Origin of the sequence: Vibrio sp. 1F263, assembly GCF_041439035.1 — a bacterium.
Classification (GTDB): domain Bacteria; phylum Pseudomonadota; class Gammaproteobacteria; order Enterobacterales; family Vibrionaceae; genus Vibrio; species Vibrio tasmaniensis_A.
Genome location: NZ_JBGONI010000034.1, coordinates 1 through 24,717, shown reverse-complemented (window position 1 = coordinate 24,717; position 24,717 = coordinate 1). Strand labels below are relative to the sequence as shown.

The following is a 24,717-nucleotide window of genomic DNA, read 5'->3' as shown; positions in this document are numbered from 1 at the left end:
CTTTTACTTCTCTGTGTTTGTTGATGTTTGTGCGATGTGTGAATCAATACGATGATACCCGCACGTATAAAAAAGCGTCTATAAAAATGAGCGCGCAAATAAAAACAAGCGTTTAGGTATTGTAAACCTGTGCGACTGAACAAACATAAGTTTAATATGATTTGTGATTATATAAGTCAGTATTGCTTTGTCATCAACTCGAATCTCAACATCAAGTGAGCGTTACTCTGAACATGTTTGATCAAATAAAAGACTTCATAAATCCGAGCAAGAACCCAGATCTTACTCAGGCCCATGAATACCAGCGTCAGCATCTGCCGACATTGTGGCTGTTGGGAAAAACGGGGGCGGGCAAGTCATCGTTTATTCAGGCGGTGACTGGCGACTCTTCTGTAGAAGTGGGCAATGGTTTTGCGCCTTGTACCATGACGGCGATGTCTTACGAATTTCCACAAGACAAACCCGTGATGCGCTTTCTCGATACCAGAGGATTAAGCGAAGCGAATTATGATGCGAAAGAGGATCTGGAAGAGATTGGCCAGGCAGGTAATGCGTTAGTCGTTGTAATGAAAGCCGACGAACCTGAACAATCCTCAGTGCTTGCGGCTCTAAAGCAGATTAAGAAACAGAAGAAAATTAAACACTTGCTGCTGGTTCATACTGCAGTGTTGTCTTCCAGTGAACCAGATCGAGCAAGGCAGGTTCAGTTCAACACCAACCAAGTCGAGAAGGCTTGGGGTAAAGAGTTTGAATCGGTAGCAGTCGATTTCGAAACGGATGACTCGAGCAATAACAGTGGTTCAATTTACAACTATGACATCTTGTTAGAAAAGCTGACCAGTATTCTTCCTGTTATTGGAATGATGGTGCAAGACAAAGAGCATTCCACGCAAGAAGAAGCCAACTTTGATCAAGTAGAAAATGAAGTGCTTTGGTACGCAGGAAGTGCAGCCGCCAGTGACTTGATTCCGGGTGTTGGTTTGGTGTCGGTACCTGCGATTCAAGCGAAAATGCTTCATAGTTTAGCGAATCAATATGGGGTCGAATGGAACAAGAGAGTCTTCAGTGAGTTGATAGGCACTCTGGGAAGCAGCTTTGCGTTGCAATACGGAATGAAGCTGGGCACTCGACAGTTGATAAAGCTGATTCCAGTTTATGGTCAAACGGTAGGGGCAGTGGCTGCAGCGGCAATGAGTTTCGGCACCTCTTATGGTTTAGGTCGCGCGGCTTGTTTTTACTTCTATCATAAGAACAAAGGCGAAGAAGTGTCTGAACAAGAGATGCAGAAGATCTACAAAGAATCCCTGAAAAAAGGAAAGGCGGCGTCGGGCTATGAAGAAAATTAGAAACCTATTTCGATTACTGGCGGTGCTATCGAGCGGCCGTTGGGGCATTGCTCTGATTTCGGCGATCTTCCCAAGCATTATCATGATGGGTTTTGGTGTCTTCTTGGCGGTCAAATACGGTTATCTACTCGAAATGTCGATTGCCATTGCCGTGAGTACCTTGGTGTTCACCATTCCTCTGTTCATTTCTAGCCGCTCTTCACGCCGATCTTCAAGTACGGAGCCCTTCTCAAACAAAGAGAGTGACGACCTTGGTGAGGATGTTTCTGATTCTGAATCACAACATAACAAAACTGATATCAACGATGCATTGGTTAAGGCTTCGGCTGATTGGTCTCAAAAAGAACTGTCGATTTGGAATGATTCAAAACACCATGTACGCCAACAATTAATGGTCGACATAGAGTGGGGCAACCTAGACCAAACCGGTTTAGAGGTACTTGAATTTGTTGCGAGAAAGTTTGATAAAAAATCGCTCGATTTCTCGATTCCTGAAGGACTAAAGCTGTTTGAAGAGGTAAGCCGACGCTACAAATTGGTAGTGCGAGAGCATATACCCGGCATTGAGTATCTCAAGGTTTCTTACATTAAGGCGGGCTACGAAGCCTATGATAAATATGGCGAGCTAGGGCAGAAGATCGTTAAGGCCGCTATTTGGGGGAATCACCTCAAAAACCTCTATTTGAACCCGTTAAAAGTTGTTTCTGATTTAGGGAGAGAGCAAGCGACATCTTCAATGACAAGAGGTGTGGTTGATGACATGCAATACGCCGCCAAACAAGCCTTGTTAGATGAAGTCGCGGCGGTGGCGATTGATCTCTATAGCGGGCGTTTCAGCATTGAAGATGAAGCATTGAAAGCGTCCGATGTTTCTGAACTCGACGAACAACGCTTTGCTCCTGAATTAGAGCCTGTGCGAATTGTGCTGGTGGGGCAAACAAGTTCGGGTAAATCCTCCCTGATTAATGCCCTTAAGCAAGAGCTGGTTGCCGAGGTCGATGTTCTACCATCAACCGACACTTCAACCGTATACAACGCGTTTGTCGACGACAATGATGTTCGCGTGGTTGATCTTCAAGGGCTTGATGGCAATCCTAAAATCGAAGCCTTAATGCTGAAAGAGATGACCCAAGCCGATGTGGTGTTATGGGTGCTTAAAGCCAATCAATCTGCGCGTGATTTGGATAAGCAATTGAAAGATAGATTTGATGCTTTCTATGACGATCCTAAGAACATCTCACGCAAGAAACCGATTGTGGTGTCGGTTGTGAATCAGGTAGACCGATTAAAGCCTGTAGACGATTGGCAACCGCCGTATGACTTAGAGAATCCAACATCGACCAAAGCAAAGATCATTGCTCAAGCGCTCGAATACAATAATATATTGCTGCAAACCGATATCGTGTTACCGCTGGCGATTGCGCCAGAAAAGGTACAGTTTGGTTTAGATACTTTAAGGCAGACGTTGATCGAGCGTATCGCTGACGCAAATAACGTGCAAAGAAACCGCCAACGTTTAGAAGCAATGAAAAGAGGGACGTCGGTTAAAGGCCAACTGAATAAAGCGGTCAAGGCGGGTAAGAAGGTGGCACCCAGCGCATTGAAAGCTGCGACACCAAAACTGGCTGAAATGGCCATCAAGCAAGCTGTTAAGAAGAAGTAAGTCATTCACTGCGAATATGGTTCTGGTGAGGTTTGAGCCTCATCAGAGCTTGGCGTTTTTAGCTTAGTAGATTTCTAGAAGATAGCTTTTTAGAAAACAGCCATCTTCGCCTCTTATTAGAGAGATATTGAGTTCAAAAGAGATTCGATATTATTAAGTAACTCGTTGAACTAGTTTAATAGTATATAAACGGCTGTGATTCACAGTTTATATAACATGCTATCGTATTTAATTACCATTCCAAATTTTGATCACATTTATACTTTTCTAAGCTGTATTTATAAAACAATTGCACTATATTTAATTTTCGGTTCATCTTGATTTCAACGTAGGGATATATTGTGAACATGTATCTGAAATGGCAATCAACAACATGGCTAACCTTGTTAGCTTGGTATACCTTAGATCACCAGCTCTCGTTCCGCCTTTCTTCAGAGTAGTACCCTCTAGGCGTCACGCGCCAGCAAAGCAGCATGCTTTGTTTACCTATCAGCAGCTTTGATAACCTTTGAACGCATGAATATCGCACTTATTATTTCGTGCGGAATATTCGTTGTTTTGTCGTTCTCGCTAATTATCTCAGCCTCTGTTTAGGTTTGATTAATAAGTCATTTTTAATTTTTAATTTTTTATTTTCACTGTTAATTTTATGTGTGTATTTATACGGAACTAATAATTTAATGGTGAGGATTCGTGACATCTAAAGAAAATAGATTTCGACCTGATCGGAATGTATTGAAAGGTATTATTATGGAAAACTTCAAACATCTACCAGAACCGTTTCGTATTCGTGTTGTAGAGCCAGTAAAAAGAACAACTCGTGCCTATCGTGAACAAGCCATTGTCGATGCGGGGATGAACCCATTCTTACTTGATAGTGATGATGTGTTTATCGACTTACTGACAGACAGCGGAACAGGATCTATTACTCAGCGTATGCAAGCCGCGATGTTAATGGGGGATGAAGCTTACAGTGGTAGCCGCAGTTACTACGCATTGTCGAACGCGGTTAAGGATATCTTCGGTTACGAGTTGACGATTCCAACACACCAAGGGCGCGGCGCAGAGCAGATCTACATTCCTGTTCTTATCAAGAAGCGTGAAATGGAGAAAGGACTCGATCGCAGCAAAATGGTCGCCCTGTCTAACTACTTCTTCGATACAACACAAGGTCACACCCAAGTGAATTGCTGTGTGGCGAAGAACGTTTATACCAAAGAAGCGTTCGATACCTCAGTGAATGCGGACTTCAAAGGCAACTTCGATGTGGTGAAACTGGAAGAAGCTATTTTAGAAGCGGGGGCTGCTAATGTTCCTTACATTGTGAGTACCATTACTTGTAACTCTGCTGGTGGGCAGCCAGTGTCTATCGCCAATCTAAAAGCCGTGTATCAAGTTGCTCAGAAGTACGACATCCCAGTAATTATGGATTCTGCACGCTACGCTGAAAATGCTTACTTCATTCAGCAGCGTGAAGTCGGTTATCAAGATTGGACAATCGAACAGATCACACGTGAGTCTTACAAATACGCGGATGGCTTAGCCATGTCTGCCAAGAAAGATGCCATGGTACAAATGGGCGGCTTGTTGTGCTTTAAAGACGACTCTTTCATGGATGTGTACACAGAGTGTCGAACTTTGTGTGTGGTGCAAGAAGGCTTCCCAACCTATGGTGGGTTAGAAGGCGGCGCAATGGAGCGTCTTGCGGTTGGTCTGTATGACGGTATGCGCCAAGATTGGTTAGAGTACCGCATTGGCCAGGTGCAATACCTTGTTGATGGCTTAGAAGCGATGGGCATCGTGTGCCAGCAAGCAGGCGGTCATGCTGCGTTTGTGGATGCGGGTAAACTGCTTCCTCATATTCCTGCAGGTCAGTTCCCAGCACATGCTTTGGCGTGTGAACTCTATAAAGTCGCGGGTATCAGAGCGGTTGAGATTGGCTCATTGCTGCAAGGTCGCGACCCAGCAACCGGTGAACAACATCCATGTCCTGCAGAATTATTGCGCTTAACCATTCCACGCGCGACCTACACACAAACGCACATGGACTTCATCATCGAAGCATTCGAAAAAGTGAAAGAGAATGCAGGACAAGTGAAAGGGCTCGATTTTACTTACGAGCCGCCGGTGTTAAGACACTTCACTGCGCGCTTGAAAGAGGTAGAGACCAGCGAGAAACAAACAGAAAAAAAGAATGAACAAACGCTCGAAGAAGCATTTTAAAATAAAAACATAAGCGAATAGTCACTAGAAACATAATCAAAGGCTCCCTCGGGAGCCTTTTCTTTTTTTGGATGGTAGGGGAGTTATGTCGTTAAGCAGCTAAGCAGCTAAGCGGTTAAGCCTTTAAGCAGTTAACCCGGTAATCATTTAGGCCTTTAGATGTTGAACTACGCTTGTTTGTTTTTTAGCGTAGACTTTAGCATTTGGAATAGCCATTGATTCAAAGGCGCGTCTTTCTGTGAGCGACGACAGCTCATTACATAGCTGACATCGATAGTCAGCTTTTCCGGCAAATCAATACTACGAAAACCTTCTGGTACGTTGCCATTGAGGGTGATACTAAAATAGTCAGATTTAAGTACGACATCATGAATCATTGCAGGGTGGTCAACTTCTATTTTTGGGTTTACGTGAAAACCGATATTCCTAAGTCGATCAAGGATAGGGTATTTATTGTCATTCCATCCCGGGGTTTTAAATAGAATGATTGGGTAGTTGGCGAGCGACTCAAAGTCTTGTGCTGGATGATCCTCTCTCACGAAGAAAACCACTTTGCCTTTGCCGAATTCCATTTGAGAAATCGACTGTGGCAAGGTTTCATCAAAGTAATGAACCGCTATGGATTCTTCGCCGTCGATGAGTCTGTTCCTCACATTGCTTCCCCATCGAACGAATGAGTAGTGAGCATGCGGGGCTTCTTTACTCAGAGCAAAGTAGAGCTTCGAACCAAAACGCTCCCAGAACAGGGTATTCGCGTAGATTTTGATATCGCCATGGTAAGTTTCTGGCGAGAACACTTGGTGTGTTATGGCTTCAACGCTGCTCAGAATCTGCTCAAAGTTTTCGATGTTGGTTTCAACAAAAGTCGTGGGTTCAAACCCGTGTTTGGTTTGAATGAACAGCGGATCATCGAGCTGTAACTTTAACTTCGAAAGGTTCTTGCTGATCGCACCGGAGGTTTTGCCTAGCGACTCGGCAACCAATCCAACATTGCGAAGTTCATACATACGCTTGATTACGAGGATATTTTGAATGTCTAGATTGATGTCCACAGGCTCTCCAAATGAATCCTTTTATAGGCAGTAATCTCGGCGCGGCAGGCGTACTGAGATTGTATGACTCTAATATCATAGTGCCAATAAAAATCCCATAAGACAGCACCGCGTCAGAACTTCGCTAATCCCTTGATTTTCCATTTGGTAAATCTTGCTTTTCCTCGAGTCGCTATCACTCAAGCGCTAAAGTTACCCCAACAAAGAAACACAGATATCAAACGAACAAATAATTAAAAATAATATGAGGTGATGTATGAACAAGTTTATCGCACTAGGCTTGATGGCTCTTTCAATGAACACAGCTTTCGCTGCTGACGGAACTTATACCGGTACTATCGACATGGCAACGAGCGAAGCTAATCAAGTAAAGGCTGAGCGTGTTGAATCTGACTTAACACTTGAAGGAAGAAATGAAGCGTCTAACGGCGGAATCCAATTCCAAAAGAACGTTGATCAAGACCAAACGATCCAGCTTACAGGTCGTCGTGACTAACGTTAAAGATGTGCTTACCATTGTCATGAGAAATGCTGCGCCCTCGGGTGCAGCATTTTTCGTTATTGGGTTGTGGAGTATTTTATAAACTCTAGCGATCTAGCCTTGGCATGTTGTGTAACGTGTGGCATTTTGTTGTTCTCTAACTTTAGATCGCTATTGGGTGTTGGTTAAGCATTACAAACCAGTAAGCGAACGACTCGAAAGGACAAGGAATGACTCAAAAAGAAACGGGAATGATTCGTCATATTCTACTGATTAAGTTTAAAGAAAACGCTGAAGCTTCAGAGGTTCAAAAACTAAAGATGCTGTTTGAAGCGATGCCAAACAAGGTTGAAGGGGTCACTTCAGTAGAATGGGGATTAAATGACAGCCCTGAAAACAAGAATCAAGGTTATACCCACTCGGTGTTAATGACGTTCGCCGATGAAGAAGGCCGCCAGAATTACCTTCCGCACCCTGAGCATGATGCGCTGAAAGATGTGTTTCGTCCGCTTTTAGAAGACATCATTGTGTTTGATTACTCCTTGTAATTAGGTTCTGAGTAGATTTTTTGTGTTTGACTTACCTTCGATAATGAAGAGTTAGGGCCTAGCGATTAAGCCCTAACTAAATAAGAAACGACTTACTCTGTTGGTGAAATGGTGACTGGTGCAAACGATGCGACAGCATTTCCGCCTGCGCCCGGACGGTCTACATAAGGTGTGTTCTGCATTAAGGTGTAGTACACGTCCACGAAGTCGTCATCATTGACTAATACGCCATCAGGAATCACATCGATAATCTTGCCTGTGATCTGAGGGATGATCGCATAACCTTGAACTTCTGGATCAGGAATCATCTTCAGTATCTCTTCTGCGGCTTGAACTAAGAGTTTTGCTAGCGCTTTGTAGTCTGTGCCATCATCGTGTTCCATTAAGATCATGTCTGCAGCGCCCCAACGGTAGCGAGGCCAGAAGATGACGGTCTGGTTCGGGTAGTACGTCTGTTTGTCGTAGTCCAGATAAGGCATCTCAACGAGGTCGATCTGGGGCTCTAAACGACTTGAATCGACACCCGTCACGATAGCGTAGATTTCCGCTTTACCAGAGATCCAAGGTTCTTGGTCGACGGCTAAACGGATTTTGGTTAATTGTGTGGTATTCAACGGCTCAGGTTCCGACAAGGCCATCGAGCGACGAGCCCTGTTCATCAAAGACGATTTTTGAGGTTTACTCTCGTCGGCATTGGTATCGCTAACGGCATTGATTTTCGTTGTAGTACCCAGCTTTTGCATCTCTGCCTGCATCGCCATTAGGCCTGCTTTGAGCTCTTCAGCACCGTTACTATCAACCACAAACACTGGGACGTCTGGCATTTGGTACACGTCTAGTTCGTGAACCTGCCCATACACATCATAGGCTTCGATGTATTGCCAGTTTGAATCATCGCCTGATGGTTCGAAAGCAAACAGCGGGTTTTCACCATTCTTCCAAGCTTCGATCATCGCTTCATCAGCCATGCGAACCTCTAACACAGAGTCGCTGAAGTCGTTGATCCCTTTCATCTTGCGATAACCAAGATCCGCTTTCTGCATCCGGCTTGAAAATGCAGAGTAGGGCTGAGTAGAGCTCAATTTATCTACAGGCGCGGATAAGTTCTTTTCTGAGATCTGAGCCTTCAATGAAAGCTCAAGATCGGAATAACGCTCGCTGATTTGCAAAGCCAAAGATTGTTTTTGCGCAGCACTGCTCTTTGTAATAGATGTGGGCTCTGAAATAAAGTGCAGCTCTGAAATAGAGAGTGGATCTACGGGAGAGATTGAGTTTGCTGTGTCGATATTATTTGCATAGGACTGGAAGCCAACCACTGTCGTTGCAAGCGCCATACTGATAGAAAAAGATAGTCTCATATATAACCCTTATTCGAATTCTTATATCGATAGGTTTTTTACTCTACAGCTCTAATCTATCAGTAATCTGAATGGGTTTGAAGTCAATCAGTGGTTTTTGTTTTGTTTTGCAGCTCAATTTTACCTGCGGGCTAATCCTTTAGTTTCTCCGGTATTCTCACAGTACAAGTAAAAATTGCGTTCTAACAAGAATCTACGTTTAGAAGAAGGCAGTATGAAAAGTGCTCCCTATTTGGTTTTTCAAGCGAGGAAGCAAGTGCAACTTTGTTGTGTCTGTAGCCTAGGGATGTTGCAAATTGAGATCCATGATTGAGCTTGGTAAACGCCAAGTGTTGTTTGTCGGGCTTATACTTTATAGTTTCATAACACGTTCTGTGTCGAAGGAATAAGTGGAACCTCTCGTAAGGGGGGGACATGAACTTTATGAGCCGACGAACTGACATGAAATAGATGTATGTGATGAATTAAGGATAATTATGCCGGATATCTCCCTCCAACTTGAACTTGCCAGCGCTGACGATATCCAACAGTTGCAGAAGTCTGCACTCAGCGCATTTGCAGACGATGTGGAAAAATACGGTGCGTTCCCGCCAAACATAGAATCAACAGAGTGGTTCCAAGCTGAGGTTAGTAAAGGCAATTTTTATAAAGTGCTGTACAACAGCGACTATGCTGGGGCAATTTGCGTAGAGTGTGGTGAGCAGAGCAGTATTGAGATCCGATATTTCTACATTGATGTTCAGTATCAAAATAAACATATTGGCTCTCAAGCCATGAGCCTTATTGAACACCGGTATTCGCATATCACAAACTGGACTTTGTTCACCCCTTATCAGTCATACAGAAACCACCATTTCTACGAAAAGTTAGGCTATATCAAAGTCGGCGAAGTACAGCCAGACCAATCAGACGATTTCAAATTGTTTGAATATTCAAAGAGCCATTTAAGTTGAAATAGCGGCATAACAAATGTACACGGCATCTATAACTGATGATTGCTGCTCAATTAGATGTTTTGGTATAGGGAAAATTCAGCTAAGGGAATTAGATGAGTGAAAAAGTGAAAGTAGCACTGAAGTGGCTCAAAGAACTCTTGGATGCTGATGGTGTTGAGTATCAAATTGTCGGAGGGCTAGCTGCAACGATACATGGTGGCAGTCGTGAGATCGCAGACATAGACCTTTATATCCACAACTTTGACGCAAACAAGGTTTTGGCTCGCGTATCGCAATTCATATCTAAGCCGTTAATTCACTATGCAGAATACGGTTGGGATCTCGAGTATTTCCAGTTAGTTTACCAAGACCAAAAAATTGAAATTGGTTTATCTCATAATACGAAGATACAGTCGGCTCTAGATGGATCTTGGCATCAACTCGAAATCGATTTTTCAGAGTCAGTCAGTAAAAGCTATCTCGGTATCGAATTGCCAGTAATCCCAGTTCATCATTTAGTAGAGTACAAGCGAATATTAGGTAGGGAAGTCGATCTAATTGACATACAAGAACTGACGTTAGACATTTAATCCGAGGTTGTGTGCATAAGGAAATGAGTATGAATTACGATGAGTTTAACCATTTTTGCGGGACATTTACTGGGACGAGTCATGTCGTTCAATGGGGCAATTCAGATGTCTGGAAGGTGGGTGGTAAAGTCTTTGCCATTGGTGGTTGGAGTGATGGCAAAAAAGCGGCATTTACTTTTAAGACATCCAACTTAAATTACGATTTTCTCAGTGATTGTGAGGGTTATAAACCGGCTCCGTACTTTGCTAACCGTGGGATGAAATGGATACAGCAAGTTGAAACTTCCGGTCAATTAGACGATGACCTAAAGTATTACTTGTCTGAGTCTTATCGTATTGTTGCTAGTGGTTTAAGTAAACGTAAACAACGAGAGTTGGGCATAGAACACCTATCTGAACCACGCACGTAAATGCTTCAAGGCAGAGACGTGATGCTTTCTAATCTTTATCGACAGGCCAGTAGCCCTTTGGAAGATCCTGACGACGAGATTGATCAAGTTATATTGCAAAAGTAAATGACACACAAACGTAGAGGTAGCGCACAGAAACGAAAACGGGGATATCGCGATTACGTAATCATTGATCTAGCCGATAGTGAGTTAATGATAAGAGGTCGATAATTCGTTGTCGGACTAAATTAGAACTTTAAATCTAATTTCTAAGTAGTTGTTATCTCAGGAAGAGTTTTTGTGCTATGCGCCCCTATATTAAATACATTATCCCTATTTTAATTCCTTTCATTATCCTCGTAATGCCGCTATCAGCGTTTCCATTTGAAGGCCTTACGATTATTCAACAACGCGTTATCGCGATCTTTTTATTAGCGGCATTGTGCTGGGTGTTCGAGCCTATCCCGATTTACGCGACGTCTGTTGTTATTATCGTTCTGCAATTGTTGATGTTGTCGGATAAAGGGCTGATCTTTTTAAGGTTTGATCATGGGGAAGAACATTTTGGTGAGCTGTTAAAATACAGCGACATCATGGCGACATTCGCTAGCCCAATCATCATGCTGTTTTTGGGCGGTTTTTTCTTAGCGATGGCTGCCACTAAATATCGATTAGACGTAAACTTAGCTCGCGTGTTGTTGAAGCCATTTGGACAAGACCCAAAGTTTGTGATGCTCGGCTTAATGTTGATCACTGGTATCTTTTCGATGTTTATGTCTAACACAGCAACAACGGCAATGATGCTATCTATTTTAACGCCGGTACTGGCTGTGTTTGGCCCGAAAGACCCCGGTCGTATAGCGTTTGCGCTTTGTATTCCTGTTGCCGCTAACATCGGTGGCATTGGTACCCCGATCGGTACCCCGCCGAACGCTATCGCCCTTAAATATTTAGTTGGCGATAACCTCATTACGTTCGGTGAATGGATGGCGTTTGGTGTGCCGTTTGTCGTGATTATGATGGCGTTAGCGTGGTTTTTAATAGGCTTTATGTACAAAGCTGACCAAAAGAAAATCGAGCTAAGCATCAAAGGTAAATTCCTTAAAACGCCCAAAGCCATTGCGGTATACGTCACTTTTGCGCTGACCATCATTCTTTGGTTAATGGGCTCAAGCCATGGCATGAACTCTTATACCGTCGCTCTGATTCCTGTCGCTGTGTTCTCACTCACAGGGATCATCAATAAAGAAGACCTGAAGAAAATTTCTTGGGACGTACTGTGGCTTGTATCAGGTGGTATTGCACTTGGTTTAGCTCTCGATAAAACTGGCTTAGCAAGGCTCGTGGTACACAGCATTCCGTTTGATGCTTACTCACCCTATGTGGTGTTGTTCGGAGCGGCGTTCTTGTGTTTGGTAATGGCAAACTTTATGTCTCATACCGCAACGGCTAACTTGTTAATGCCAATTATGGCTGCATTGGGTTCGTCTATGGCTTCACTCACGCCACTAGGCGGTGAGTTAACGTTAATTCTGGTTGTGACTTTTGCCGCTTCATTAGGTATGTCGCTGCCAATCAGTACGCCACCGAATGCGTTGGCTCATGCCACTGGTCATGTGCAAAGTAATCAAATGGCCAGAATCGGTATTATTTTGGGTGTGGTTGGTGTGCTACTGAGTTTTGTTATGGTGTGGGTGCTACATTCAATTGGTCACATAGGATAACGATACGTGTATCAACAAAAGCTAGAAGCACTTATCGATCGTTATTTTAATCAGACAGAACGTCGGGTGACGTGCCGTGCCGGTAACACCATTATTGAACAATCAGCGTTAAACACTCGTTTGTATTATGTGTTTAGTGGAGAACTGGAAGGGTTTTATTCCGAAGCGAATACACCGCAAGTACGAGTGTTTAGCGCGGGTAGTGGGGCTTTTATAGGTGTTCATAGCTTCTTTTCAGGTAATTGGACAGCATCTTCAACGGTTGTTGCTAAAACCGATGTCGAGTTAGCGTGGATCGATAAAGACACGCCGGCAGAAGATGAACGTAAGTTTGGTCCTCTTACCGCACAGTTCACACCTGTGATTGTCAATGAGTTGTCGCGTCGTCAACGCCGTGCAACACAAGAAGCGATAGCGAAACAAAAAGCGCTAGAGAAGTTACATACTGCTGAGCAAATGACGACCTTGGGTCAATTGGCTGCAGGGATTGCCCATGAGCTTAACAACGCTATTGGTGTAGTAAATAGTAAATCTGGCCGACTTGAAACGGTCATCATGGAGCTACTTGAAGAAGTGCATCCAGAAGCCAGTCAATTTTTCGATTTTGGGTTAATGCATGGTCAGAAAACGTCGTCGTCAGAAGCGCGAACACGTGGGCGACAATTTGAAAGAAAATATGGTTTAGACAAAAACATTGCTCGCTCTCTTGCAAAGGCGATTCCAATTGACGCTTTATCTACAACAGAGGCTTTATCTGCAACAGACGTTATTTCAAAACATTGGCTGAAAAACCCAGAAGAAGCGATTCGCTTTTGGCAGATGGGTTGTGATTTACATGATTTACGTTTGGCATCTAGACACACCGTCGGCATCGTAAAATCGGTTAAACAACTTGGCAGAATTGACATTGACACCGAAGAAGCGGTTGATATTAACGACTCCATTAACCATGCCTTATCGTTGTTACAAAGTGAGTTACGTAGAGTCTCTGTGCGATTGAGCCCTGCAGATTTGCCGACTTTTAAAGGCTCGAAAACAGAGCTCGTTCAGATTTGGGTCAACATTGTAAAGAATGCTTGTGATGCAATGTCGAATTCAGACGATGCCGCAATAGAAATTCAAACCAGATTAAGTAAGAAAAGAATATTAGTTACGATCACGAATAACGGCCCTGAGATAGACGAGGTGACTCGTAGAAAGGTATTTCAGCCCAACTTCACCACTAAAAAAGGTGGTTTATCGTTTGGATTGGGCTTGGGTTTATCAATCGTTAAGCGGATTGTGGCGGGTTATGGCGGAAGTATTATTGTGAAAAGTGATGCTTCTAAAACTGTATTTAGAATCAAGTTACCAATAGAGGGTGAACATGGAGAAGCTTAATTTAATCTGTGTCGATGACCAGAGAGAAGTACTGAGCGCAGTGGTACAAGATTTAGAGCCGCTGGCGAGTTGGCTGAATATTGAAGATTGTGAATCAGCGCAAGAAGTGCTTGATCTCATTGATGAACTTGACGCAGAAGGCGAACACATTACCGTCATCGTGTCTGATCATGTGATGCCAGGAAAAACGGGTGTGGAGTTACTCACTGAAGTGTTCCATGACAGCCGCTTTCCGAATACAAAGAAAATTCTTCTTACGGGGCAAGCCACTCATACTGATACCATCAATGCGATTAATGCAGCAGGCATCGACCGTTACTTTGAAAAGCCTTGGCAAGCAAGCACATTGGTTGAGTGCATTCGTACTCTTGTGACTGAGTACATATTTGATCAAGGGCTTGATTACACGGACTATCAGAATGATCTCGACCAGCAGGTTGTGTTGAGACGCTTGCGTTAGTCTCTTATGTTAGCGACTTACATGAGTCACTAATGTCAGTCGCTTGAAATTGTATGCACCGAAGGACGCTTTCTGAAGGATTTTGTCTTTGAAAGATGTAATCTTTCGGTGCATATATTACCTATCTCTTTTAGTCGTTCCGGTTTTAGTACTCAGTTATTAACACACTGGTTGCTGGCTTAAGTCTAAAACTCATGCGCTACGCCAACACCAACAGATGCATTGTATTTTCTTCACGAACTATTCCCTGAACATATTACAGAGCTAAAATGCGTCGCAGGGTATCAGTGTCGTCTGTTAGAACAGTGAGTTGGAAGTATTAACAAGTATTCCTAACGTGCGGTATTTGGCGTTCGAAGTCAGATCGGTACTTACAACGTAAAGGACTAGGCTTTTCACGGCTTACTGCGTAATAATGCATTCGCCCACAAGTGGGGGTTTATAGTCAGTAGGATTTGAAAATGAGTGAGATTGCTCGCTTTATATCTGGTGAAGCGCCGGATAAGTTTGGTCGAAATATAGAACAGTTGTTAGCTTACAATCACTTTTGGTTGGAGCATGACCATAAGTACATTCAAGTATTTTTCCCAATAGATGAGGGGACTAAGTTTAATCAACATGCACCGTTGGTTACTCAAGAAGATAGGGCGCTTTTTGCTAATTCAGAAGAGCTCCGCACAGTTCATCTAAAAGTGCTTGACCTGATGCTTGAGTTTTGGGGCATGCAGCGAGATGGAAGTGAAATATCTTCGTTGTTACCGCTTAGCCCCGCAAATCATGTATGGCTTAAAAACCATGATCATAACCAACTAAGGTTAACGCGAGCTATTCGTAGTTTATATTTGTTAGGCAATGAGGAAGTTGCGACCAACTTATGTGGCTTCTTGATCGCATCAGCGAACGAAACCGGTTCTGTCTCTGATAAAACGGTGCAATATTGGCGTAATGCGTTAAATGGTTAGAAGTCCGCAATAGCCAGTGGGATTATCGACTTTCAGCACATGACAGTAGCAATAGATTTGATGGTCGTTGGCATTTAACCAATGGCCCGTGTAAAGGCACTTGGTTTATAGAAAAAGCCAATGACATGTAGGGCCGTAAACGCATTATATACTTGGAATAACTTAAACAATTTCCACACGCATGTGTACGATTTAGTTTAAAGATATAGATAGGAAAAACCATGAGGATTGTGATTTTTATCGTTACAGTGATTTTAGTTAAATCAATTGAAGCAAAGTTTGGACACACCTATAACATCTTTTCAGATCCACTTGATATCAAGTTAGCCGCTCTTGATTTTGTCTTGTGGGTTTCAGTCTACTTTGGTTTATCTTTTGTTTATGAGAAGGGCAAAGGCATCCTGACTAAAATGGGTAAAGTTAAGAGTCCTTAATGGGAAAACTTGAACCCTATTAAGCGTAACGGAATATTGTTAGTGATTTGAACTAAGACCAAGAGACGGTTTGGAGAGGAATAGTTATGAATGGAAAAATTGTTCGATGGGTTGATGAGAGGGGGTTTGGATTCATCAACTCAGATGAATTAAAGGGCGATATTTTTGTTCATATATCCAAATTTCGAAAGGGTTATCGTTCTCCAAAAGTGGGAGATAGCGTTGAATTTCAACTATCACATAGTTCTTCTAAACTCAGCGCTTCGAGTGCTCAGTTAGTTGGTATAGAACCACTCAAATCCAATCCTTTATCACTTATTTTGTCTGCACTTATCGTTGGTCTTATAGGGGCAGCTTTTTATCTTTTTTTGTTAGAGCCAAAGTTAAATCCGGCATATGAGAGTATGGGTTTTAGCTGCCAAGGAAAAATGTACTGCAGTGAGATGTTATCTTGTGATGAAGCAAAGTTTTATTTGGCAAACTGTCCCAATGTGAAAATAGATGGTGATCGTGATGGTATTCCTTGCGAGAGTCAGTTCTGCAGTCACTATTGATGCCTGTTTACTAGTCATTCAAAATAGACAACTAAAAGGACATTACATGGAAATCAGAGTAGGGACATTACCTGATATTGCAGGCATCACCGATATCTTCAACTTTTATATTGAACATACCAATGCGCGCTTTGAAGAAGAGAAGTTGTCGTTGGAAAATCGCCAGCAGTGGTTTTCTCAATTTTCTAGTCAAAGTAAATATCAACTTTATGTCGCGACAGAAGGTGATGCGTTATTAGGCTTCGCGTGTTCTCAGCAATACCGGGTTATGTCGGCATTTGAAGATACCGCAGAGGTCACTATTTATCTTGCGACAGAAGCTCAAGGTAAAGGCTTAGGCTCTAAGCTTTATTCTCAGCTATTTGCATCGATTAGTGATTATGGTGTTCACCGCGTACTCTCAGGTGTTGCTTTACCTAATGAGGCTTCAATAGCACTTCATAAACGTTTTGGATTTCGAGAAGTCGGAGTGTTCAATGAATATGCGAAGAAAAACGGTCAATACATCAGTTCAATGTGGTTAGAGAAGGCGTTAACCAAGGAACCAGATTGATTAGGATGGTTTAAACACGATGCAATACTCTTGGTACTTAAATTACGTATTGCTCAATGTTTGATTTAGAAACAAAGGACACAATATGGAAGTAAGGTTAGTCAAAGGTTCCGATCCTAAGTTCGCTGAATCGATCACTAAAACGAATATGGCGAGTTACTACCAAGCTCGTGGCATCGCTTGGGGTCATAGTCAGTTTTTACGCAGCTGGGATGAACTGGATAACTATGAAGTTTATGTAGGGGATAGCCGTATTGGTGTTGTCCGCTTCAGTTACAACAGTGATACAACGTTTCTTAGGGACTTGCAGATATTAGCTGAATATCAAGGTAGAGGCTTTGGTTCTAAGTGTCTCGATTTAGTTATTAAACATGCGAACAATCAATCATCAGCTCAGTTAGTGTTGCGTGTGTTCAGTGAGAATCCCGCTATTAAGCTTTATCAATCAAAAGGTTTTACTCAGTTGTCTGAAGTGAAAGGACTCGTTGAAATGGAACTGATTTTAGGAAGAACTATGGACACCATTATCAAACAAGCAATCGAATTGCGAAAAGAAGAGAAGTACCAAGAGTCACGTGACTTGTTGGCAACGCTACTCACTGATGAAAATTATGCCGCGAAAGCGCACTTGCAGATCGCGTGGTCTTACGATAATCAAGGTAAAGAGCGACAGGCGATTGAGCATTATGTGCTATCTCTGTCTGGCGTGCTTTCTTCAGTAGAGCGTTTTGATGCGCTGTTCGGTTTGGCGAGTACTTATCGAAGCCTTGGTCTTTATGCAGAGGCTTTAGGCTATTTCGAACAGACTATGGCTGAATATCCTGACTCGATAGAGGTGAAACCTTTCTACGCAATGTGTTTGTACAATTTGGATCGCCATAAAGAGGCGACGTCGCTGTTACTTGAGCTTTTGGTATCTACGACTAATAGCGATGCGATTAAAGAGTACCAACGCGCGATCTCTTTATATGCTCAAGACTTAGATAAAACCTGGTAAGCCGCTGCTTATAAAGATCATGTACTAATATAGAAAAAGCCTAAGTATTAATAGGATACTTAGGCTTCAAGAATTCGGTTTTAGTTTGAGTTTAAACCGTTACTCTGAAAGTTCTTTACGAACGATCTCTGCGCCAGCGCTTAGCGCATTGAGCTTAGCTGAGGCAATTTCACGAGGAAGGGGAGCCATGCCGCAGTTGGTGCACGGGTAGAGCTTATCGGCATCAACATACTTCAGTGTTTCTCGTAGAGTGTCGGCAACTTCTTCCGGCGTTTCAATTGAATTGGTTGCAACATCGATAGCACCGACCATCACTTTCTTACCTCGAACGAGCTCAAGCAATTCAACCGGCACATGAGAGTTATGACACTCTAATGAGATGATATCGATATTCGACTGCTGAAGCTTAGGAAATACCTCTTCGTATTGGCGCCATTCGGTACCTAGTGTCTTTTTCCAATCCGTATTTGCTTTGATGCCATAGCCATAACAAATATGAACTGCAGTTTCACACTTAAGCCCTTCAATGGCTCTTTCTAAACAAGCAATACCCCAATCGTTCACGTCATCAAAAAATACGTTAAACGCAGGCTCATCGAACTGAATAATATCAACACCAGCCGCTTCTAACTCTTTTGCTTCTTCGTTAAGGATTTTTGCGAACTCCCATGCTAGCTTTTCACGGCTTTGGTAATGCGCGTCGTAAAGCGTATCTATCATGGTCATTGGCCCCGGTAGAGCCCACTTAATTGGTTGATCCGTTTGCTGGCGTAAGAACTTAGCATCTTCGACAAAAACCGACTTTTGACGAGAAACAGGGCCAACGACTGTTGGTACACTCGCATCGTAACGGTCGCGAATTTTAACGGTTTCACGCTTTTCAAAATCCACGCCATTCAGGTGTTCAATGAAGGTTGTTACAAAGTGCTGACGTGTCTGTTCGCCGTCACTCACAATATCAATACCGGCTTGTTGCTGGTCTTGAAGAGAGACACGTAGCGCGTCTTGTTTGCCGTCGGTTAATTCGTCGCCTTCCAGTTTCCATGGAGACCAAAGTGTCTCTGGCTGTGCTAGCCAAGATGGCTTAGGTAAGCTGCCTGCTGTTGAAGTCGGTAATAATGTTTTCATAACGTATACTGCCTATCCTTGGTGATTTAAGAGCGCAATTGCTCGATTAAAGCGCGTAGTTGGCAGACCAGTTCTCTAGAACTGACTGGTATGGCTTAATGAAAGTCTCTTCTGCGAATTTACCTTGTTCGATAGCTAATTTGCTTCGTTCTTCTCGGTCATACACGATTTGAGTTAGCGAGTGATCCAAGTTTTTCAAGTTTGGTTGGTAGCAGTTACCTGCAACCGCATTCGCGTTGTAAATCTCAGGACGGTAGATTTTTTGGAATGTACCCATGGTGCTGATGGTGCTGATAAGCTCTAGGTTTGAGTAATCGTTCAGTAGATCACCAAAGAAATAGAAAGCTAGAGGTGCAACACTGTTTGGCGGCATGAAGTAACGAACCTGTAACCCCATCTTCTTAAAATATTGTTCAGTTAAAGAAGACTCATTCGGTTGGTATTCAAAACCTAATACTGGGTGTTGGTTTTCAGTGCGGTAATAGGTTTTATTATCTGACACGCTTAAGCAAATAACAGGTGGTTTATTAAAGTTCTTTTTGTAAGCGTCAGAGTTAACGAAATATTTAAAAAGCTTGCCGTGTAAATCCCCAAAATCTTCCGGAATGCTGAATTTCTCTTGGCCTTTATTATGATCCAATAGACGTACGCTAAAGTCATAATCTCGAACATAAGAAGAGAAGTTATTTCCGATAATGCCTTCAATACGCTCGTTGGTTTTACGGTCTAGAATATTGGTTTTCAGTACTTCAATGGAAGGGAATGCTTCGCCGTTGCTTTCAATGTCCATATCAACAGAAATGATTTCAAGCTCTACAGAGTAACGGTCGCCCTTTGGGTTGTCCCAGTGTGCTAATGCGTTGAAACTGTTGTCAATCATCTGCAGTGCATTGCGCAAGTTTGCTTGGCGGCTGTCACCACGCGCCAAGTTAGCGAAGTTGGTGGTGATACGTGTGCTGTCCGCAGGTTGATAGTTCTCGTCGAGGCTAATGCTCTTAATTGTAAAATTAAATTCTGTATTCATGTTGATCTGATATCCCAATCTGTAGTCTGACTTTCTCGGTCTTTAGAATTAAAATTGCTTTATTTTTGCTTGTGACCGGATTAATAGTTGAAGGCAATACTGTATGAAAAATTAATACGGTATTAAGTTAATCGCTTGGTATTTTTATACTTGGTTCGATAAATGATTAACAATGGTATTCCTTCACATTCAACATGAGGAATATTCATGATCTATTATGTTTGAAAATATTAGGTGGTGTCAGTTATATTAATTGGCTTGATGGAAATATAACCACATTAATAGTGCGTTATTTAAGACAATTAATTTAATTAAGAGATGGACGAAATGAGTGAGTTGCTGTTGTTGATTTTATACTGTGCATTATTAGGCAGTGGTGTTGGTTTTCTTGCCGGGCTTTTGGGGATTGGCGGGGGGCTTATCATTGTACCTGTGTTAAGCAGCATTTTACTTCACTTAGAAGTTTTACCTGCTGACCAAGTGGTCGTTGCAGCGATTGCGACTTCCTTGGCATCAATTTTGTTTACCTCAACTTCCTCTGCGCTTGCTCACCACAAAAATGGAAACGTGCCTTGGGATTTGGCACCTTGGATCATGTTGGGCGTTGCTCTGGGTGCATTGATTAGTGGCTTTATGGCGGCTTTGCTGCCAGAAAAAGTTGTTCGTATTGTGTTTGCCGTAAGTGTGGTTCTTATTGCGATCAAGATGTTCTTAAGCAGCAAAAATGACGCGCCTAAAGAACGAAAGCTACCGAACAAGGGCGTACTAACGGTTCTTACAACTATTACGGGCGGCTTGTCAGCCATGATAGGCATTGGTGGTGGGGCATTGCTGGTTCCACTATTGACGTTCTTCTCTGTCGATATGAAAAAGGCCATTGGTTGTGCGTCGGCTTGTGGCATTGTGATCGCATTATTTGGGTCTATCGGTTATATCACCTCGGGCAGCAGCCACTTTGCTCTAACAGAAGGTTTTGCTGGCTTTGTTTATTTACCTGCGCTGCTGGGTATCGTGTGCACATCTTGGTTTACAGCTCCGCTAGGCGCAAAAGCAACTAACCATTTACCGGTTCCAACGATTAAGAAGATCTTCTCAGTACTGTTGGTGGTTATTGCAGCCAGCATGGTTGCTCGTTAATTAAAGAATTCAGTAACCTGTAACTGAATCAGTTTCTTTATTCATTAGACATTTAGGTGCGAAAAAATGCATGTAAATGTCTAATTGCGATCTGAGCCCTCCAATAATATGAGCCACTCCTTTTAATGCACCATGGTTCATAATAAGATTGTTCGCGTTTAATAAATATTCAAATGTGGTCAAATACTTATCTAAAGGAGCGAGCGATGGCACGAGAAATTTCATTTAAGGGCAACGGCCCACGTTGGAACGTGGCTCTATCAATGACAATAAGTTACGTGATCGCATCTTTAGCTATCAACTTATTTTATCAGACTGAGCCCCAGTTTTTCCCTTTCGTTACTTCTATCTTAATCATGATCACTGTCTATGCTTTGGTCTCCAAGTTCACCCGAAGACATTTATCTTTAGTCGGTGAAGAGATACATCTACATGACGTTAAAGCGAACTTAGCGATCAAAAACTCTGTCTTTTCTCGTCAGTATATTCAAGTTAAATCACTGACTAAAAATGGCTATTACAAAGTGAATGTTCACAAAGGACAGGTTGATAAATCTGATTGGGAAATGCTGTTAAGCAAGGCCACACAGCAAAACGTTTAACGCTAACTCTTCATGGAATTCATTAATGTCAGGGTGTTTTATCAACAGTATTTTTTTGATAAAACATTGTTATTTAACCCAATTCACTGCTATAGCTAAATGTATCTTGTTTGATTCAACGGAATGCTATCAATGAGTGATTTATGGATCCTTTAACGCAGGGCGTGTTAGGCGCTTCTTTGGCACAGTCAGCAAGCAAAAAACAACATTTGGTTGTTGCTGGGGTATTAGGGCTACTTTCTGGATTGGCTCCAGATCTAGATGCACTGATTAAGTCTCAAAGTGATCCTTTGTTGGCTTTGGAGTTCCATCGGCAATTTACTCATTCACTCTTCTTTATCCCCATTGGCAGTTTGATCTGTGCCTTTGTTCTACATCATCTGATTGCAAAAAGGCGCGGGCTTACTTTCAGGCAAAGCTGGCTGTTTTGCGCTCTGGGTTATGGCACTCATGCACTGTTAGACGCTTGTACCACTTATGGCACGCAGTTACTTTGGCCTTTGACTAATGCGCGTTTTGCTTGGAATACCATATCAATCATCGATCCTGTTTATACGCTGCCCATCTTAGTTTTGCTTGTGTTTGCAACGTTGAAACGAGCACCTTGGCTAGCACGTGTTGCGTTTGCTTGGGCTCTAATTTATCCAACATTAGGGATGATACAAAGAGATAGGGCAGAGGCGATTGGGTGGCAATTAGCGGAACAAAGACAACACACGCCGATTCGATTAGAGGCAAAACCGAGCTTTGCTAATATCTTGGTTTGGAAAGTGGTATACGAAACAGAGGCTCATTACCATGTAGACGCAGTGCGGGTTGGCACATCGGTAAATATATACCCCGGAGAGTCGATCGCTAAGCTGAACGTTAGCAGTGATTTGCCTTGGCTTGAGCCAGACTCTCAACAAGCCAAAGATATTGAACGCTTCCGCTGGTTCTCTAATGGTTATATTGCCCAGGACCCAACGGACGAGTTGCGTATTATCGATGTGCGATATTCAATTGTACCAAATCAACTTAAAGCGCTTTGGAGTATCAAGTTATCAAAATCTGTTGATACCAATTCGCATATAAAATACGAAACTCATCGAGACAACACCCCAGAGTCGAGACAGATTTTCTTCGATATGCTCACTGGCGATAAATGATCTATGTCTAGAGAGTAAAAAGGCTGAGTTAGGTAATCTGCTCGGCTTTTTATTCGTTTGTTTAACAGGTCGATGTTGCATTGCTTTACATCACATATATTAATAAATCTGACAGTGCTTACATTTATAAATGTGATTTATATCTCTATCCATCTTATGAATACTTTCTAAGCTTAGTTGGTTTTTTATCTAATTAAACAGAAGGTTATATGATAAATAGAATAATAACACTAAGTGGCGTTGCATTACTTTGTTCAGTGAGTGCGCATGCGCAAATGCAAAATGGAAGTTTCGAAAACTGGGAAGAAAACGTACCATCTGGATGGAGTGTGATTGACTCCGGCATTGCAGTTTCACCCTCTAACGTACCTGTTAATAACGGCAGTTTCTCTGCGCAAGTAACAGTGAATACAGGCACTCAAAGTAATACCGATTTTCTGCAAACGATACGTGTTGAACAAGGGAAAACTTATGATTTCTCTGTCGATGTTTACCACACGGAAGGCAACGTGAAAGCTCGCCTTTTGTTGATGGCTATTTAGGCTACTCGAATAATGGTTTAACGAATCAGTGGCAAGCATTGACTCACTCGTACAGCGCTACGAGCACTAAAGATATCGTTGTGGGCGTACGATTTTATGATGATGCAGGTTTTGATGGTTCGGAAGTGGTGTATTTAGATAACTTTCAGCCGACGGAGACTCCACCCACACAAAGCTGCAATGACACAAGTGCCGCACTCACGCTAGTGACGGATAACTATGGTTCTGAAACCAGTTGGTCTCTCAAAAACTCAGTTTCTCAAACTCTTTATTCTGGTTCAGACTATCAAAATAACACCATCAATGAAGTGGAAATGTGTTTAGCGGATGGTGGCTACATCCTAGAAGTCTTAGACTCTTATGGAGATGGAATGTGCTGCAGTGTGGGGAATGGTTCATACAGTTTATCGGTAAACGGAACCGTTGTGGCATCTGGTGGTGATTTCCAAGCAAGTCAGAGTACAGAATTTACAATTGGTGGTTCAACTACACCACCAACTGAACCACCAGTTTTAGGTGAGTATTATAAAGACGCTGAAGGCAAAGTGGGCTTTGCGTTAAAAACGGCCTTATATCAAATTATTGATAATCATAGCAGTCAGGGTTACACCGCTATTTGGACGTTGGTGTCTGAGGCTGACCTAGACGCATACTATGACACTGATGGGTCGATTCTCGATATGTATTCGGAGAAACCTTCAGGCTCTGATTCAATCCAATTTACTAAGGTGGCCGATCAATGTGGTCAATACAGCAAAGAAGGTGATTGCTACAACCGTGAGCACTCATTCCCGAAAAGCTGGTTTGGTGGGAAAGTCGAGCCAATGAACTCTGACGGTCACCATTTATTTGCCACTGACGGCTACGTTAACTCGAAACGTAGTAATTGGCCATATGGTGAGGTGAGTAGCGCGACATACACATCAAGCAATGGTTCTAAGTTAGGCAGCGCAGCGAACTCTCTTGGTTATGTGGGTACGGTGTTTGAGCCAATTGATGAGTTTAAAGGTGATTTCGCAAGAGCATATTTCTACATGGCAACACGTTATGAAAATGAAATCGCTAATTGGGAAGGGAACTCTACAAGCTCTGATGCCGTTCTGGATGGAACCAATACAACCGTTTTTGAACCTTGGCTACTTACTACGCTAAAGCGTTGGCATTCTGAAGATCCAGTAAGCCAAAAAGAAATCGACCGAAATAAGGCAGTACATGATTTTCAAGGGAATCGTAATCCGTTTATTGACCATCCAGAGTTTGTAAGCCAAATCTGGGGAAATTAATCGGAATATAACCACCATGACAATTGCTTCATGATTATTGAATTGAGCCCAATCCTTTATTTGGGCTTTTTTATTGAGAGGCATTAGAGAGCATGATTTTAAATATTTGAAAAGGCATATTGTCAGAAGACCCGTATACTTGTCAGTGGTCTGCACCATCAATACTGGACGCTACGTTAAGCGACTTTCCATACCTTTAGTTAT

The 24,717-nt window shown here is 42.6% G+C and carries 23 protein-coding genes and 2 pseudogenes; 21 read left to right on the top strand and 4 right to left on the bottom strand.

Features of this window, described 5'->3' with window-relative positions:
* Window positions 1-233 precede the first annotated feature (233 nt).
* The 3 genes from ACED25_RS18210 to tnaA all read left to right on the top strand — a co-directional run bounded on the left by ACED25_RS18210 (window position 234) and on the right by tnaA (window position 5,232).
* Entirely contained in the window at window positions 234-1,346 is a 1,113-nt protein-coding gene (locus ACED25_RS18210; protein ID WP_004733539.1) for a YcjF family protein, read from the top strand.
* Window positions 1,333-3,009: a GTPase family protein gene (locus ACED25_RS18205; RefSeq protein WP_371695831.1), complete on the top strand. Its 1,677-nt coding sequence runs from the start codon at window positions 1,333-1,335 to the stop codon at window positions 3,007-3,009. The genes ACED25_RS18210 and ACED25_RS18205 overlap by 14 nt, the downstream gene beginning before the upstream one ends.
* A 750-nt stretch (window positions 3,010-3,759) precedes the next feature.
* Window positions 3,760-5,232: a tryptophanase gene (gene tnaA, locus ACED25_RS18200; protein WP_371695830.1), complete on the top strand. Its 1,473-nt coding sequence runs from the start codon at window positions 3,760-3,762 to the stop codon at window positions 5,230-5,232.
* 167 nt (window positions 5,233-5,399) lie between these two features.
* On the opposite strand, the gene ACED25_RS18195 is transcribed toward tnaA, so the two are convergent.
* The gene (locus tag ACED25_RS18195; RefSeq protein WP_371695829.1) at window positions 5,400-6,284 is read right to left on the bottom strand and encodes a LysR substrate-binding domain-containing protein; all 885 of its coding nucleotides are present in this window, start codon (window positions 6,282-6,284) and stop codon (window positions 5,400-5,402) included.
* A gap of 256 nt (window positions 6,285-6,540) precedes the next feature.
* Here ACED25_RS18195 and ACED25_RS18190 point away from each other — a divergent pair, with 256 nt between their 5' ends.
* Together ACED25_RS18190 and ACED25_RS18185 are read left to right on the top strand one after the other, a co-directional pair.
* Window positions 6,541-6,780, top strand: coding sequence for a hypothetical protein (locus tag ACED25_RS18190; RefSeq protein WP_009846538.1), 240 nt, complete (start codon window positions 6,541-6,543; stop codon window positions 6,778-6,780).
* 215 nt (window positions 6,781-6,995) lie between these two features.
* Window positions 6,996-7,313: a Dabb family protein gene (locus ACED25_RS18185; protein ID WP_009846539.1), complete on the top strand. Its 318-nt coding sequence runs from the start codon at window positions 6,996-6,998 to the stop codon at window positions 7,311-7,313.
* Window positions 7,314-7,405: 92 nt separating this feature from the next.
* On the opposite strand, the gene ACED25_RS18180 is transcribed toward ACED25_RS18185, so the two are convergent.
* Entirely contained in the window at window positions 7,406-8,671 is a 1,266-nt protein-coding gene (locus tag ACED25_RS18180) for a DUF3103 domain-containing protein (RefSeq protein ID WP_017103035.1), read from the bottom strand.
* A gap of 476 nt (window positions 8,672-9,147) precedes the next feature.
* Between ACED25_RS18180 and ACED25_RS18175 the strand changes: the two genes are divergently transcribed.
* The 12 genes and pseudogenes from ACED25_RS18175 to ACED25_RS18120 all read left to right on the top strand — a co-directional run bounded on the left by ACED25_RS18175 (window position 9,148) and on the right by ACED25_RS18120 (window position 17,649).
* Complete coding sequence (locus ACED25_RS18175) at window positions 9,148-9,624, top strand: GNAT family N-acetyltransferase (protein ID WP_371695828.1); 477 nt, start codon at window positions 9,148-9,150, stop codon at window positions 9,622-9,624.
* A 95-nt stretch (window positions 9,625-9,719) separates the two neighbouring features.
* Entirely contained in the window at window positions 9,720-10,196 is a 477-nt protein-coding gene (locus ACED25_RS18170; protein WP_009846549.1) for a hypothetical protein, read from the top strand.
* 29 nt (window positions 10,197-10,225) lie between these two features.
* Window positions 10,226-10,606 (top strand): MmcQ/YjbR family DNA-binding protein, encoded by a 381-nt coding sequence (locus ACED25_RS18165; RefSeq protein WP_009846550.1) that lies wholly within the window; start codon window positions 10,226-10,228, stop codon window positions 10,604-10,606.
* A gap of 284 nt (window positions 10,607-10,890) precedes the next feature.
* Window positions 10,891-12,309 carry a DASS family sodium-coupled anion symporter gene (locus ACED25_RS18160; RefSeq protein ID WP_017104926.1) on the top strand — a complete coding sequence of 473 codons (1,419 nt, stop codon included), beginning with the start codon at window positions 10,891-10,893 and terminating at the stop codon, window positions 12,307-12,309.
* A 6-nt stretch (window positions 12,310-12,315) separates the two neighbouring features.
* Complete coding sequence (locus ACED25_RS18155; RefSeq protein ID WP_371695827.1) at window positions 12,316-13,689, top strand: ATP-binding protein; 1,374 nt, start codon at window positions 12,316-12,318, stop codon at window positions 13,687-13,689.
* The gene (locus ACED25_RS18150) at window positions 13,676-14,149 is read left to right on the top strand and encodes a response regulator (protein ID WP_009846553.1); all 474 of its coding nucleotides are present in this window, start codon (window positions 13,676-13,678) and stop codon (window positions 14,147-14,149) included. Before ACED25_RS18155 ends, ACED25_RS18150 begins: the two co-directional genes overlap by 14 nt.
* Before the next feature lie 461 nt (window positions 14,150-14,610).
* Entirely contained in the window at window positions 14,611-15,111 is a 501-nt protein-coding gene (locus ACED25_RS18145; RefSeq protein ID WP_371695826.1) for an opioid growth factor receptor-related protein, read from the top strand.
* 221 nt (window positions 15,112-15,332) lie between these two features.
* Window positions 15,333-15,545, top strand: a complete 213-nt coding sequence (locus tag ACED25_RS18140; RefSeq protein ID WP_009846555.1) for a hypothetical protein — start codon at window positions 15,333-15,335, stop codon at window positions 15,543-15,545.
* Window positions 15,546-15,631: 86 nt separating this feature from the next.
* Window positions 15,632-16,099: a cold shock domain-containing protein gene (locus ACED25_RS18135; RefSeq protein ID WP_012603768.1), complete on the top strand. Its 468-nt coding sequence runs from the start codon at window positions 15,632-15,634 to the stop codon at window positions 16,097-16,099.
* Window positions 16,100-16,145: 46 nt separating this feature from the next.
* Window positions 16,146-16,652, top strand: a complete 507-nt coding sequence (locus tag ACED25_RS18130) for a GNAT family N-acetyltransferase (protein ID WP_009846557.1) — start codon at window positions 16,146-16,148, stop codon at window positions 16,650-16,652.
* 85 nt (window positions 16,653-16,737) lie between these two features.
* Window positions 16,738-17,169 (top strand): annotated as a pseudogene (locus tag ACED25_RS18125) (GNAT family N-acetyltransferase); the annotation flags it as partial.
* Window positions 17,167-17,649 (top strand): tetratricopeptide repeat protein, encoded by a 483-nt coding sequence (locus ACED25_RS18120; RefSeq protein WP_032555233.1) that lies wholly within the window; start codon window positions 17,167-17,169, stop codon window positions 17,647-17,649. The pseudogene ACED25_RS18125 and the gene ACED25_RS18120, both read left to right, overlap by 3 nt.
* Before the next feature lie 99 nt (window positions 17,650-17,748).
* Here the strand turns inward: ACED25_RS18120 and ACED25_RS18115 are convergent, their stop codons facing one another.
* Together ACED25_RS18115 and ACED25_RS18110 are read right to left on the bottom strand one after the other, a co-directional pair.
* Window positions 17,749-18,777 (bottom strand): methionine synthase, encoded by a 1,029-nt coding sequence (locus ACED25_RS18115; RefSeq protein WP_009846559.1) that lies wholly within the window; start codon window positions 18,775-18,777, stop codon window positions 17,749-17,751.
* A gap of 46 nt (window positions 18,778-18,823) precedes the next feature.
* Window positions 18,824-19,801 carry a DUF1852 domain-containing protein gene (locus ACED25_RS18110; RefSeq protein WP_029222927.1) on the bottom strand — a complete coding sequence of 326 codons (978 nt, stop codon included), beginning with the start codon at window positions 19,799-19,801 and terminating at the stop codon, window positions 18,824-18,826.
* A gap of 327 nt (window positions 19,802-20,128) precedes the next feature.
* On the opposite strand from ACED25_RS18110, the gene ACED25_RS18105 reads away from it, so the two are divergent.
* The 4 genes and pseudogenes from ACED25_RS18105 (at window position 20,129) to ACED25_RS18090 (ending at window position 24,513) form a co-directional block, all read left to right on the top strand.
* Window positions 20,129-20,938, top strand: coding sequence for a sulfite exporter TauE/SafE family protein (locus tag ACED25_RS18105; protein WP_009846561.1), 810 nt, complete (start codon window positions 20,129-20,131; stop codon window positions 20,936-20,938).
* Between the two features lie 173 nt (window positions 20,939-21,111).
* Entirely contained in the window at window positions 21,112-21,540 is a 429-nt protein-coding gene (locus ACED25_RS18100; RefSeq protein WP_371695825.1) for a hypothetical protein, read from the top strand.
* Between the two features lie 143 nt (window positions 21,541-21,683).
* Entirely contained in the window at window positions 21,684-22,688 is a 1,005-nt protein-coding gene (locus ACED25_RS18095; protein ID WP_102582982.1) for a metal-dependent hydrolase, read from the top strand.
* A 209-nt stretch (window positions 22,689-22,897) separates the two neighbouring features.
* Window positions 22,898-24,513, top strand: a pseudogene (locus tag ACED25_RS18090) (endonuclease).
* The last annotated feature ends 204 nt before the right edge of the window (window positions 24,514-24,717 follow it).